Annotated in this window: 14 protein-coding genes, 2 tRNA genes and 1 pseudogene; 9 read left to right on the top strand and 8 right to left on the bottom strand. The window is 66.8% G+C overall.

Going from position 1 to position 12,000, the window contains the following annotated elements; translation table 11 throughout:
* Window positions 1–103: 103 nt before the first annotated feature.
* Window positions 104–175: transfer RNA gene (locus Q1K09_RS12395), tRNA-Asn, on the bottom strand.
* Window positions 176–286: 111 nt separating this feature from the next.
* Here Q1K09_RS12395 and Q1K09_RS12390 point away from each other — a divergent pair.
* On the top strand, window positions 287–877 hold the full coding sequence (locus Q1K09_RS12390) for a TIGR00730 family Rossman fold protein (RefSeq protein WP_300345764.1): 591 nt from the start codon (window positions 287–289) through the stop codon (window positions 875–877).
* A 109-nt stretch (window positions 878–986) separates the two neighbouring features.
* Here Q1K09_RS12390 and Q1K09_RS12385 read toward each other — a convergent pair whose 3' ends face one another.
* Window positions 987–1,472: an Hsp20/alpha crystallin family protein gene (locus tag Q1K09_RS12385; protein WP_300345762.1), complete on the bottom strand. Its 486-nt coding sequence runs from the start codon at window positions 1,470–1,472 to the stop codon at window positions 987–989.
* Window positions 1,473–1,726: 254 nt separating this feature from the next.
* Here Q1K09_RS12385 and Q1K09_RS12380 point away from each other — a divergent pair, with 254 nt between their 5' ends.
* Window positions 1,727–2,581 (top strand): siderophore-interacting protein, encoded by an 855-nt coding sequence (locus Q1K09_RS12380; protein ID WP_300345760.1) that lies wholly within the window; start codon window positions 1,727–1,729, stop codon window positions 2,579–2,581.
* Between the two features lie 95 nt (window positions 2,582–2,676).
* On the opposite strand, the gene Q1K09_RS12375 is transcribed toward Q1K09_RS12380, so the two are convergent.
* A complete protein-coding gene (locus Q1K09_RS12375) occupies window positions 2,677–3,126 on the bottom strand; it encodes a TM2 domain-containing protein (RefSeq protein WP_300345758.1) in 450 nt (149 codons plus the stop codon).
* A gap of 87 nt (window positions 3,127–3,213) precedes the next feature.
* On the opposite strand from Q1K09_RS12375, the gene Q1K09_RS12370 reads away from it, so the two are divergent.
* From Q1K09_RS12370 to Q1K09_RS12360, 3 genes are read left to right on the top strand one after another with little or no spacing between them, the layout of a single operon-like run.
* Window positions 3,214–4,056 carry a phage holin family protein gene (locus Q1K09_RS12370; protein ID WP_300345756.1) on the top strand — a complete coding sequence of 281 codons (843 nt, stop codon included), beginning with the start codon at window positions 3,214–3,216 and terminating at the stop codon, window positions 4,054–4,056.
* 9 nt (window positions 4,057–4,065) lie between these two features.
* Entirely contained in the window at window positions 4,066–4,764 is a 699-nt protein-coding gene (locus Q1K09_RS12365; RefSeq protein ID WP_300345754.1) for a CDP-alcohol phosphatidyltransferase family protein, read from the top strand.
* Window positions 4,761–5,933, top strand: a complete 1,173-nt coding sequence (locus tag Q1K09_RS12360; protein WP_300345753.1) for a glycosyltransferase — start codon at window positions 4,761–4,763, stop codon at window positions 5,931–5,933. Before Q1K09_RS12365 ends, Q1K09_RS12360 begins: the two co-directional genes overlap by 4 nt.
* A gap of 71 nt (window positions 5,934–6,004) precedes the next feature.
* Here the strand turns inward: Q1K09_RS12360 and Q1K09_RS12355 are convergent, their stop codons facing one another.
* The 5 genes from Q1K09_RS12355 to Q1K09_RS12335 all read right to left on the bottom strand — a co-directional run bounded on the left by Q1K09_RS12355 (window position 6,005) and on the right by Q1K09_RS12335 (window position 9,631).
* The gene (locus Q1K09_RS12355; protein ID WP_300345751.1) at window positions 6,005–6,715 is read right to left on the bottom strand and encodes an Ltp family lipoprotein; all 711 of its coding nucleotides are present in this window, start codon (window positions 6,713–6,715) and stop codon (window positions 6,005–6,007) included.
* A 299-nt stretch (window positions 6,716–7,014) separates the two neighbouring features.
* A tRNA-Ile gene (locus Q1K09_RS12350) sits at window positions 7,015–7,091 on the bottom strand.
* 28 nt (window positions 7,092–7,119) lie between these two features.
* A complete protein-coding gene (locus Q1K09_RS12345) occupies window positions 7,120–8,178 on the bottom strand; it encodes a glycosyltransferase family 4 protein (RefSeq protein WP_300345749.1) in 1,059 nt (352 codons plus the stop codon).
* A gap of 47 nt (window positions 8,179–8,225) precedes the next feature.
* Window positions 8,226–8,627: a 6-carboxytetrahydropterin synthase gene (locus tag Q1K09_RS12340; RefSeq protein WP_300345747.1), complete on the bottom strand. Its 402-nt coding sequence runs from the start codon at window positions 8,625–8,627 to the stop codon at window positions 8,226–8,228.
* Window positions 8,624–9,631: a dehydrogenase gene (locus Q1K09_RS12335; protein ID WP_300345745.1), complete on the bottom strand. Its 1,008-nt coding sequence runs from the start codon at window positions 9,629–9,631 to the stop codon at window positions 8,624–8,626. Before Q1K09_RS12335 ends, Q1K09_RS12340 begins: the two co-directional genes overlap by 4 nt.
* A gap of 59 nt (window positions 9,632–9,690) precedes the next feature.
* Between Q1K09_RS12335 and Q1K09_RS12330 the strand changes: the two genes are divergently transcribed.
* The 4 genes and pseudogenes from Q1K09_RS12330 to Q1K09_RS12315 all read left to right on the top strand — a co-directional run.
* Window positions 9,691–10,791 carry a glycosyltransferase gene (locus Q1K09_RS12330; protein ID WP_300345742.1) on the top strand — a complete coding sequence of 367 codons (1,101 nt, stop codon included), beginning with the start codon at window positions 9,691–9,693 and terminating at the stop codon, window positions 10,789–10,791.
* 48 nt (window positions 10,792–10,839) lie between these two features.
* Window positions 10,840–11,646, top strand: coding sequence for a MerR family transcriptional regulator (locus Q1K09_RS12325; protein ID WP_300345740.1), 807 nt, complete (start codon window positions 10,840–10,842; stop codon window positions 11,644–11,646).
* Between the two features lie 50 nt (window positions 11,647–11,696).
* Window positions 11,697–11,873: a hypothetical protein gene (locus tag Q1K09_RS12320; protein WP_300345738.1), complete on the top strand. Its 177-nt coding sequence runs from the start codon at window positions 11,697–11,699 to the stop codon at window positions 11,871–11,873.
* A gap of 35 nt (window positions 11,874–11,908) precedes the next feature.
* A pseudogene (locus Q1K09_RS12315) lies at window positions 11,909–12,000 on the top strand (IS5/IS1182 family transposase); the annotation flags it as partial.

Raw genomic sequence — 12,000 nt, 5'->3', positions numbered from 1 at the left:
GCTCATCGCCTGGGCATGGCAGACTCGCGTTCCCGTCGAGTGGCTGGAAACAGGAGAAGCCCCCACCGATGACGGTGGAGGCTCCCCTGGTGATTCTTCTCAGCTCCCCCGGCTGGACTCGAACCAGCAACCACTCGATTAACAGTCGAGTGCTCTGCCATTGAGCTACGGAGGATTGCGACCAATAAATCTTAGCAGGACCACCCCGCGCACGCGAAATCCGTGCCATCGGCCCCGGTGCGCGGCCCACCAGGACCATCCCGCGCGCAATCCATAGAATTGTTCCGTGACTGAACTGCGCCGACTCACTGTATTCACCGGAGGAGCCTCAGGACGGAACCAGGTGCACCGGGAGGCGACGCGCAGACTGGGCGCCGCGCTCGCAGAGGCCGGGATCGCCGTGGTCTACGGCGGAGGTCGAGTCGGCCTGATGGGCACGATCGCCGACTCAGCCCTGGAAGCTGGCGGTGAGGTGATCGGGGTCATCCCTGAGGTGCTGGTCGAGCGCGAGGTGGCGCATGAGGGACTCACTGACCTGGAAGTCGTCCCCGATATGCACGCCCGCAAAGCTCGCATGGCGCAGCTGGGTGACGCCTTCGTCGCCCTGCCCGGAGGTATGGGCACCCTGGAGGAGCTCTTTGAGGTGTGGACGTGGCAGTACCTGGGGATCCACGCCAAGCCGGTGGCGCTCTACAGTCCCGAAGGTTTCTGGGACCCCCTGCTGGCCATGATCGACCATCAGGTGGCTGAAGGATTCATCGCCGACTGGAGGCGCGATGCGCTGGTCACCGCCGCAGACCCGGATCAGCTGATCAGCCAGCTGCAGGCCTGGAGACCGCCGGCCCATGACCACAGCGGGTCCGGCCCGCTGCGGTGAACTATCCCGGGCCTTGACGTTCCGCTCCAGCCACCCTGCGCAGATCCCGACCCGGCATGCAGAAGAAAGGCCGCCCCGGTGCCGGGACGGCCTGGCAGACGCCGGATGATCAGGCGTTGATCTCCTTCTTCTCCTCGCTGGATGTGCCGACCCGCTGCGAACCGGACCCGGAGGTGATCCGGATCTTCTGCGGCTGCTCCTGGGCGTAGACGCCCTTGACCCGCACGGTCAGCACGCCGGCGTCGTACTCGGCAGAGATCGCATCCTGGCTGACTTCCTCCGGCAGATTCATAGTGCGCGAGAAGCTTCCGTAGCGGACTTCGCGCATACCCTCGGCCTCGTGGCGGAGCTTGCGCTCGCCGGAGATGGTCAGGGTGCGCCCGCTGTTGGAGAGCTCCACGGACACGTCGTTCTCCGGGTCAATGCCGGGAAGATCGACGGCGGCCACCAGGTCCTCGCCGTCGCGGTGGGCGTCCACGGCGGGAACGAACCCTGCGGTGCGCCGGTCATCGTTGAGCATCGGCGCCCGGACCTGCCGGAAGACGTCGTCGATCAGCTGGAACGGATCCAGGCGAGTCAGAGTGGGGTTGATCATCAGCAATCAGCTCCTTTCATGAAGGGAACTCATCACCTGCAACTACCGTCATGGAGTTGTGGGGACAGCGTGGCTGCCGCTGTCATCACACAACAACGACGGCGGCTCGCAGACTATTTCCAAACCTGAGTCGAAGGCGCTCAAGTTTTTCGGAGGGTCAGTCGCGCGACGCCTGGCGCCCAGAAATTCGTCATACCAGCATCACCTTGATAGGGGAGTGAAGCTTAGGCCTGCCTACCTTGTAGGGTGGTTCTATGGCGCACACCGCGAACTCTGCCCCGGCTGGCCGTCCTCGTCGCCCCCGCACTGAGCATGTGCTTCAGGTGGTGCGCACCGAGCAGCTCACCCCGCATATGGCCCGCGTAGTGCTCGGCGGAGAGGGATTCGACCGCATCGAGTTCCGCTCCGAGACCGACCAGTACATCAAGCTGCTGTTCGCCGACCCAGCACTGGGGCTCACCCGCCCCTATGACATGGAGTCGCTGCGTGAGCGCCTGACGCCGGAGCAGATGCCGGTGACCCGCACCTACACCATCCGCCATATCAACCACCAGCGCCGCGAGATCTGGGTGGACTTCGTGGTCCATGGTGCCGAAGGCATCGCCGGACCGTGGGCCGCCCAGGCGAAACCAGGGGACCTGATCAGCTTCTTCGGGCCCGGCGCCGGCTACGCCCCGCGCCCAGAGGCTGACTTTCATCTCGTCGCCGGCGACGAGTCGGCACTGCCGGCCATCGCCTCCGCGCTGGAAGGGATGAGCCCTGAGGCTGAAGGTATAGCGATCATCGAGGTTCGGGACGCCCAGGAGCGGCAGCCGCTCGCAGCGCCCGAGGGGGTGGAGGTGGTCTGGCTGCACCGGGAGGCTGACTTCACCCCGGATTCCACCAGGCTGGCAGCCAGCCTTGCCGAGGTGCAGATCCCGGCAGGCGATGTGCAGGTGTTCATCCACGGGGAGCGGGAGCAGATGAAGCAGATCCGTCGGCTTCTGGTGGACCAGCGAGGGCTGCCGCGCAAGGGCATGTCCCTCTCCGCCTATTGGGCCTACGGGCGGCAGGAGGACCAATTCCAGGCCGAGAAGCGGACCCCCATCGGACGTATCGACCCGGAATGAGCCGCCCATGAACGCCTGAGTCAGCGTCCGAGGGTCACGCCCCAGCCCAGCGGTCCAGACCGTCCCGCAGGCCCAGCAGACCCGGCCGGTTACTCTCAGGCGCCCCTGACGCCGGTGCTGGTGCTCACCACCAGGGCCACCAGCAGCAGTGCGGCCAGGGTGAACACGGTGATCGCCGCACAGACGCCGGCATAGCGGGTGAAGCCCTCCAGTCTCCGGTCCTGTTTGTCGCGCATGGACCCGGAGATCAGCAGGAACAGATCAATGATCGTCCAGGCCCCGACCACACCGATCAGCGCCAGCCCCACAGTGAGCAGCCCCGCCCAGGCCAGCAGCAGCCCTGCGCAGAACAGCCCGGTCTTCACCACGGCAGTGGGATAGTAGCCCAGGTAGTACCGCTGGGAGCCGATCGGGCCGCCGAAAAGAGCCAGCGCCCACGCGATGAGAAACTTCTTCTCCGAAACCGGCTGATTCTCAAATGCCTGACGATCCTCTTCGGTATACGTGTTCGCGTAGAGTTCGTCGAGATCGTAGTGGCCGGGCATGTGGTCATTCTAAGTCCTCTCCCAGCTCAGCAGTGATAGTTTGGTGCCTGACCGTACGCGTTCAGACTTCAGGATGGAGGCGCTGTCTTGGCGCAGCAGCACACCCCGAGGACGGCCTCGAAAACGTCGTTGTTCGACGTCGTCAAAGTCCTTCTCCGGCTGGGTCCCAAACAGATCAACGACGAAATCACCCTGGCGATCTCTCAGATGAAGGCCAAGGGAGTGGCCGCCGGAGTGGCTGCCGCTCTCATGGTGGTCGGCGTGGTGTTCCTGACCTTCCTGGTGGTGGCGCTGATCGTGGCCGCCATCGCCGCGCTGCACCTGATCTTCGAACTCTGGGCCGCCGCGCTGATCGTCGCCGGCGCCTTCCTGCTGATCGCGCTGATCTTCGCACTGATCGGGCTGCTCAAGCTCAAGCGCGCCATGCCTCTGGTCCCGGAGGACGCTATCCGGGGGTTCCGCCTGGACCTGGGTGTGGCCCGGGAGGGCTCCCGCTTCGACCCGGCCTCGCTGGACCGTGCGGATGCTGAGCGTCGGCGCGCCAAGGAGGAGGCCAAGCGCCGCGAGGCCGAGCAGAAGAAGCGGGACGCCAAGACACCGGGCGCGGGCGAACCGGAGAAGCCCACCTACACCGAGCTGCTGCGCCGCACCGCGCTGCGCCGCGACCACATCGCCGGGCTGCAGGACCAGATCGCCTCCCGGCTGCCGAAGAAGAAGTCCGCAGCCCCGAAGACCGCCGCAGGGGTTCCGCCCCAGCCGGCCCCGGCAGGCCCGGCAGCCGCACAGGCGGCGGCTGAACAGGACGCCGCGCAGGCTCAGAACCGGCCCGGCTCCAAGGAGTACTTCGCCGCTCGCTGGAAGCCGCTGAGCGTAGCCGCCGGATCCGCTGCCGCCGCTGGGGTGTTTCTGCGCGAGCTGACCAAGAAATAGACTAGTTCTGTGAGAATCATTGGTGCCGGGACCCGTGAGGGTTTCGAGTACACCGTCAGGAGAACCTTCTGGACCGTGCCCAATGTGGTGACGGTCCTGCGGTTCCTCCTGGTGCCGGTCTTTGTCCTGCTGGTCAGCGAGTCGCGCTATCTGCCGGCGTTCTGGGTGCTGGTCGCCCTGGGCGCAACCGACTGGATCGACGGGTTCATCGCCCGGTACTTCAACCAGCTGAGCACCGTGGGGCGGTGGCTGGACCCCCTGGCTGACCGTCTGGCCGTAGTCATCGTGGCCCTGACCCTGGTGCACTTCGGCATCGCCCCGGACTGGCTGGTCTGGGCGATCCTGATCCCGGATGTGGTCCTGTTCATCAACGCCGCTGTGCTCTTCGCCGGCAATCCCCACCTGCGGGTCTCGGTGATGGGCAAGGTGCGCAGCGCCTGCCTGATGATCGGTCTGCCGCTGATGCTGCTGGCCCGGCTGGAGGAGTTCTCCTCCTGGTGGGGCGGCCTGTTCCCGCTGGTGGCCGAATCGCTGCTGATGGCTGGGGCCGTGATGCATATTGTGGCCTCGGCTGACTACCTGCTGCAGGCTCACGCCAAGTTCCGCAGGCTGCGCACTGCCGGCATCAGCCCGTGGGACCGCAAGTCCTGGGCGCCGGCGCACGCGGCCGCCCCCGAACCCCCGACCACGAGGTACCAGGTGCCTTGAGCGCTGATCGTCCGCTACGCATTCTCATCGCCGCAGACACCTATCCGCCCGACGTCAACGGGGCCGCCGTCTTCGGCTACCGGCTGGCCAAGCACATGACAGCCCGCGGGCACGAGGTCCACATCGCTGCCGCGCGCCCCGGACCGGGCCCGGACACCGTGGAGCACCGCCATGAGGCGACGATCCACCGGTTCCGCTCCTTCAAAGCTCCCACCCACGAGTACTACCGGCTGTGCCTGCCCTGGATGGTGGAGCCGGCGATGCGCCGGCTGGTGCGCCGCCTGGAACCGGATGTGGTGCATGTGCAGTGCCACTACATGATCGGCAAAGCTGCGATTCTCGCCGCCGAGCGCCAGCGGGTGCGCCTGGTGGCCACCAACCACTTCATGCCGGAGAACCTGGACCCGTTCCTGCCGTTCCCGCAGTGGTTCAAGGACATCGTCTCGCGGAACTCCTGGCGGGACATGGGCCGGCTGATGAGCAAGGCCGCGGTGGTGACCACTCCCACCCCGCTGGCCGCTGAGACCATGAAGGAGCGGGCTGGTTTCGACCACGTGCTGCCGCTGTCCAACGGGATCGACGTCGACTACTACTCCCCGCGCCCGGGGGAGGAGGTGCCCCACAGGCGCCGCCCCACTGTGCTGTTCGTGGGCCGGCTGGCGGTGGAGAAGAACGTGGACGTGCTCATCGAGGCGGTGGCCAAAACGGATCCGGAGCTGGGCATCTGTGCAGAGATACTCGGCGACGGCGAGCAGCGCGATCGGCTGCGCGAGCAGATTGTGCAGTTGGGGCTGCAGGAGCGGATCACCATGCGCGGCCATGTCGACGACGACGAGCTGCGCGAGGCATACATCGCCGCCGACGTATTCTGCCAGCCCGGCACCGCCGAACTGCAGTCGCTGGTCTCACTGGAGGCGATGAGCGCCGGTAAGCCGGTGGTGCTGGCCGACGCGCTGGCGCTGCCACACCTGGTGGATGTCGGAAAAAACGGCTACCTCTTTGAGCCGAACAACCCTGAGGACCTGGCCCAGAAGCTGAACATGGTCTTCTCCGCCACCGCCGCCGAGCGGGAGGCGATGGGTGAGGCCAGCCGGGAGAAGGCGAACCAGCACGCCATCGGCAGAACCATGGCGGCCTACGAGCGGCTCTACTACGGAGCCGACGAATAACCCGCCCGTCCGGGCGGGACGATAGCCGGCCGGACCCCTGCGGGAGGGGACGACTGTCCCACCCGTTCCGTTCAGTACGCTTCCTGCACCCCGTGCTGAGCCTGCTCGGGAGTAAACCCTTCGAAGATGAGCTGATCGATCAGACCCTGTTGGGAGAAGGACGTGTAATCCAGGTATGACTCAGCTGATTTCACGGCTTGTTCGTTCCAGTCGACCTCGATTGTGTCCACGGCGAAGGTGGCGTCTTCTGTGCTGAAGCCCTCAAACTCGAGCTGTTCGATCAGTCCTGGACGGGAGAACGCTGTGTAGTCCAGGTACGACTCTGCTGACCGGACAGCCTGCTGGCTCCAATCCGTGTCGAGCGCGTCCACCGCGTAGGTTGCGTCCTGAGTGCTGAAGCCTTCGAATTCCAGCTGCTCAATCAGGCAGGAGCGAGAAAATCCGCTGAACTGGAGGTAGGACTCCGCAGAACGACGCGCGTGACGCTGCGCTGAGCTCTCCTCACCAGTCGTGTCTTCAGTGACCTCCTCCGACTCATCGGCGGCTTCCTCGTCGCTCTGTCGCTGCTGCTCGGCCTCACGCTCTTCCTCACGGGTTTGCTGTTCGGCTTCGTCTTCGGCTGTGAGCTCCTCTTCGCTCTGCTGCTCTTCGGCCTCGCGTTCGGCCTCGGCTTCGCGCTCCTCCTCTGCCCGGCGTTCTGCTTCGGCGTCCTCTTCCTCCTGCTGCGCGGCAGCCTCGCGCTCAGCAGTGCGCTGCTCGGCCCCGTCTGGATCTGTAGCCACCAGAACAATGCCGATAACGATGAAGAGTCCGAAGAGTGCAATAAGCGCTCCGTAGCCGATGGTTCCTACGCGGGCGATCAGGGGTCATCGTTTGAACCGCTCCCAGGCAGTGGGCTTGGAGGCCGGCGAAGGCTGGGGAGGCGGCGAATATGGGTGCTCGACCATGGTGTCCCCTCATATATTGTTATGGGGCGAGTGATTTCCTCATTCTAGGGGTGTCTTCTTAGAAAACAAGAGGTCATTGAGTGCGCACAAGACGCCTCTGGGATGGGAAACGTTTCCGCACACAGGAATGAATCTGGTCCGGGGTGTGGGACTTGAACCCACGACCAAAGGATTATGAGTCCTCTGCTCTGACCAACTGAGCTAACCCCGGTGAGCGCCGTTCGGCACGCTGGTCCATCCTATCGGAGCCCCAGGAACACCTCCGCCGCCGCGTCCCAGGACGGCAGTAAGTCTCGGCGGTCCAGCGCCCGCTGCTGCAGCCGGCACAGCGACCGCGGCGAGCTGAGCAGATCACGCAGCGCAGCAGTCCACTGGGCCGGATCCCGCGGGTCGCAGGCCGCACCGGCGTCTCCGGCTGCCTCCACCGCCCCGGTGCCGGAAGCCACCACCGCCGGAACCCCGTGGGCGCAGGCCTCAGCGACCACCATGCCGTAGGTCTCCACCAGGGACGGCAGAACCAGCACATCAGTCTCGCCCCAGATTCGGCTCACCTGCTGCGGGGTGAGCTCCCCGCGATGCTCCACTCGCCCCGGGAGCCGCCGTCGCAGTTCGGCCAGAGTGTGAGCGCCGAATGGGGTTTCAGCGCCCGGTCCGGCCAAGATCAGCCGCCACGCAGAGTCCAGCAGCGGCTCCAGGGCCGCCCCCAGCAGAGCCTGATTCTTCAGCGGATTCAGCGCCGCAACGCAGGCGAAGGTGACCCCCGTGTCCGGCGAAGCCCGGCGGCGGGCACCGGCACTGGCCGTGCTCGCCCCTCGCCCGGCCTCCAGCCCTGCAGCCTCCGGGGCAGGCTCCACCCCCGGCGGAGCCACATGCACCTGCAGCCCCGGGCTGTGCCGGCGCAGCTGCTCCGCTCCCCAGGAGCTGACCGTGACCACATGTTTGGCCGCCTGTGCGGCCTGGGTCTCCCGCTGGGCGGCGGCCGCATTCTCCGGCAGCCCCTGGGCCAGCGCAGCGGGGAGATGGACCAGCAGCACGTCGGCGGCCGGATCCTCCCCGGCGAACAGCTGCGGGTGGGCCGAGCCGATCAGGCCGTCGAGCACCACCAGCTCAGCACCCAGCCGCCGGCGTTCTGCCCGCACCGTCTGCTCCCCAGAACCAGAGTCGAACGCCTCCACCGGCAAGCTCAGTGCCGCGGCCTCGACTCCCCGCCGCTGCAGCGCCGAGCGGACCTGCTGGTTATAGCGCAGGCCCCCGCTGACCGCGCCGAGCTCCGGCTCTACCCACAGAATTCCGCTCACACTGCCCCTTCAGGCCTCAGCGACGCCGGCCGGGCGAGCAGACGGACTCACTGCAGATCCAGCCGCACGCTCGCCCGCGCCCGCGGGTTCTCCTCCGCGGCGACCTCAATCGCGTTCAGACCGTGGTCGCAGGGCAGAGCCTCGCCCAGCCGCAGCGCAATGTGCTGGCAGATCACCTCAGTGGTGGAGATCTTCTCCACGAAGTCCGGATGCTCATCCAGATTCTGGTACTGCAGCGGCTCCAGCGCGGCACCCAGCAGCTGGTGGGCCAGCCCGATGTCCATCACCACACCGTGCTCATCCAGTCCGCTGCGCTCAAATGTTGCGGTCACGGCCAAGGTGGCACCGTGCAGCTTCTGAGCCGGGCCGAAGAATTCGCCGGGCAGGGAGTGGGCGATCATCACGTGGTCATCCACGCTGAGCCGGAACACAGGGGTCTTCTCGATCATGAGTCCTCTCCTTGGTAGGTCACCACATGCAGCAGCTGCTGGCGGGTCCATTCGGCGCCGCTGGCCAGATCGTTCATCACCTCAGGCAGTCTCTCCAGCGGAGAGGAGCCGGTCACCAGCAGGTCGAAGCGCTCATCGAGCAGCCCCAGAGCCGTCCCCAGCCGTTGGGCCCTGGTGCGGCGCAGCCGCTTTGGGGCCGCGACCTCGCCGACCTGAGCGGCGACCACCCGCAGCCGGCGGGCATGAAAATCTTCGCCCAGCGGTACGCGCGGCGCCCGGGAGCCGAACCAGGACATCTCCACCAGCTGGCCGTCGTCGCCGGTGATCCGCAGCGCCGTGGCCAGACCAGCCTCACTGGAGGAGGTGTGGAAGACGACGTCGTGATCACCCTCAGTCTGCTCCGGGGGCACCGCATCCAGCCCGAGCTGCTCAGCAGCCTGCCGGCGCGAGGGGTCGACGTCGACCAGCTGAATCCTGGCGGGGGAGACCCGTGAGACCAGCAGGCCGGTGACCAGCCCGATGAGTCCCGCGCCCACCACCGCCACCCGGTCCCCGAGGGTGACCTGAGCCTCCCACACGGCGTTGAGACCAACCTCCGCGACGCCGGCCAGCAGCGCCCGCTCGGTGGGGATCTCCTCGGCCAGCAGGTGGCAGGCCTCGGCCGGCACCACCACATGCGACCGGTGCCCCGTCAGAGTGAACACTCGCCGGTCCTGAAGCTCCGGCGGACCCTCCCGCACTGTGCCGACGTTCAGATAGCCGTGGGAGACCGGGAAGGGAAGCTGGCCCAGCTGGTGCGGAGCACGCATCAGCTCAGCCACCTCGCTGGGGACCTCGCCGCGGTGGACCAGGGACTCGGTGCCCGGAGAGATTCCTGAGGCCAGCGTCTCAATGAGCACCTCGTCCGGCCCTGGGCGCGGGACCGGCACCTGCCGAAGACGCCCGGTGAAGGCGGCCTCGGTCCAGTACTCGCGGGCTGTGCCGGTCGGCGCGGTGGTCGTCATCCCCTCCATCGTCGCACCTCGGGCAGGCGGATCGCTGCAATGGTGCCACACTTGGTGCCATGAGGCTGTTCATCGACTGCCGGTATGTGCGCACCCGCGTCCACGACGGGATATCCCGCTACACCGCATCTCTGGTGGCTGCTGCGGCGCCGCTGGCCGAGGTCACCATGCTCATCTCCGACGAGGCACAGCTGAGAATGCTGCCCGACCTTCCGTGGCTGAAGCTGACCTCACCCACCGGTCCGGCCGAACCGTTCGTGGCCCGGCAGATCAATCCCCACCGGCCCGACGTCGTCTTCTCACCGATGCAGACCATGGGCAGCCTGGGGCGGAACTACCCGCTGATTCTCACTCTGCACGACCTCATCTACTATCAGCACCCCACTCCGCCGCGGGACCTTCCGGCGCCGGTCCGGCTGGGATGGAGGCTCTATCACCTCAGCTATCTGCCGCAGCGGCTCACCCTGGACCGGGCTGACGCGGTGGCCACGGTCTCGCAGACCACCGCTGAACTGATTGCGGCCCACCGGCTCACCCGCCGGCCGGTGCATCTGGTGCCCAACGCGCCCCAGGAGGTTGCCGAACCCCGGCCGGCGGACCGGCAGCCGGCCAAGGAGCTGGTGTATATGGGCTCGTTCATGGAGTACAAGAACGTCGAAGCCGTCATCGCCGGACTCAATAGGCTGCCCGAGTACCGGCTGCACCTGTGCTCCCCGGTGGCTCCGGCCAGGCGGGCGCAGCTGAGCGCGCTCGCGGACCGGCCGGGGCAGCTGATCTGGCACAGCGGTGTCAGTGAGGAGGTCTATCAGCAGCTGCTGCGGCGGGCGACGGCGCTGGTGACGCTCTCCCGGGCCGAGGGCTACGGCCTGCCGGTGATCGAGGCGATGAGCCACGGCACCCCGGCGGTGGTCTCCGATCTGCCGATCTTCCGAGAAGTCGCCGGCTCAGCTGTGACTGACCGCGGTGTGCAGGTGGTGCCGCAGGATGATGCAGGGGCCGATGAAGCTCAGGCCTTTGCCGCGGCCGTGCGCGCCCTGGAGAGTCCCGCCGTGTTCGAGCGCGCCTCGGCTGCTGCGCGAGCCCGGAGCCAGGACTACCGGTGGGACGATTCGGCACACCGCCTGGTGGAGCTGGCCGAATCCCTCTGCCGGCAGGACTGAGCGTGGCAGTCTTGACCCTGACACAGTGTCATATGGTGAGGTGAAACAGTGCTGTCTATCGGAGCCTTCGCGCAGGTCGGCCAGGTCACCCACCGCATGCTGCGGTACTGGGACCAGGTCGGCCTTCTGGTGCCTGCACACACCGACCCGTTCAGCGGCTACCGGTCCTACGATCCGCAGCAGCTTCAGCGGCTGCACCGGATTGTGGCTCTGCGGCAGCTGGGCTTCGGCATCGAGGACGTCGCCTCCCTGCTGGAGGAGGGCGTGGACTCGGAATTCCTGACCACTGTGCTGCAGCGCCGTCGCGCCGAGGTGGAAGAGGAGTACCGGACCGCGGCCGCGCGGCTCGCCGATGTTCAGCGGAGGCTTCACCTCATTGAAAGGCGGAGAACTATGCCCTCGCTTGAAATTGTCCACAAGCCCCTTCCTGCGCTTCGGCTGGCTGCCCGGAGAGTGACGGTCCGTGAGCAGCCGGAGCTCGGCGGAGTGGTCGGCCCCACCTTCGACAGCGTCGCCGAGATCATCGGCGGAGAACGCGGAGCCCTGGAGACCCCGGTGGCGGCCTATTCGATGCTTGACGACGGGCTGGAGGCCACCATCGGCTACGCCTACAGCGGGGAGCCCCAGGAAGGCTTCGAGGTGATCAGCCTTCCCGCCGAGGAGCAGGCCTTCGCGGCAGTGCATCTGGGAGAGATCAACGGAATCAGCCGCAGCTGGCAGGCTCTGCATGAGGAGATCCTGGCGCGCGGATTCGAACCATCAGGTCCCTGCCGGGAGCTGTACCTGCGCGCTGACGAGTCCGGCCGCACCGACGAGTTTGTAGTGGAGCTCCAGCAGCCGGTGCGCCCCAGCTGACAATCGGTGCCCGGCCACGGGATAGGCTCCAAGGTGTGGGATCCGCAGAGGTGAGACGGTCAGGGCTGCTGCCGGTGGGCGGGGGCCACACCGTCTACTGGGAGGAGTCCGGCACCGAGGCCGGAGTGCCGGCGCTGTACCTGCACGGCGGGCCCGGCGGCACCCTGGGAACGGGCAGCTACCGGCGGAAGTTCGACCTGGACACAGTGCGATTAGGGCGTGTCTGAGAAATATGTGAGGGACCAGCTGGAAGCCTGGAGGCATGTCACGTTTCCAGGTGCTCTCTGATGCTCAGTGGGAGCTGATTGCTGATCAGCTGCCTAAGCCCACAGGCAGGAAGGGGCGACCCTTCGC

Origin of the sequence: Nesterenkonia sp., from assembly GCF_029265375.1 — a bacterium.
Taxonomy (GTDB): domain Bacteria; phylum Actinomycetota; class Actinomycetes; order Actinomycetales; family Micrococcaceae; genus Nesterenkonia.
The sequence above is the reverse complement of the archived record's forward strand: the minus strand, read 5'-3'. Positions and strand labels throughout refer to the sequence as shown.

Bases quoted from the DNA above. Each gene is read 5' to 3' on its own strand.
- Q1K09_RS12385 (WP_300345762.1), bottom strand. From the start codon at position 1,472: ATGATCAACCCCACTCTGACTCGCCTGGATCCGTTCCAGCTGATCGAC.
- Q1K09_RS12380 (WP_300345760.1), top strand. From the start codon at position 1,727: ATGGCGCACACCGCGAACTCTGCCCCGGCTGGCCGTCCTCGTCGCCCC.
- Q1K09_RS12375 (WP_300345758.1), bottom strand. From the start codon at position 3,126: ATGCCCGGCCACTACGATCTCGACGAACTCTACGCGAACACGTATACC.
- Q1K09_RS12340 (WP_300345747.1), bottom strand. From the start codon at position 8,627: ATGATCGAGAAGACCCCTGTGTTCCGGCTCAGCGTGGATGACCACGTG.
- Q1K09_RS12335 (WP_300345745.1), bottom strand. From the start codon at position 9,631: ATGACGACCACCGCGCCGACCGGCACAGCCCGCGAGTACTGGACCGAG.
- Q1K09_RS12330 (WP_300345742.1), top strand. From the start codon at position 9,691: ATGAGGCTGTTCATCGACTGCCGGTATGTGCGCACCCGCGTCCACGAC.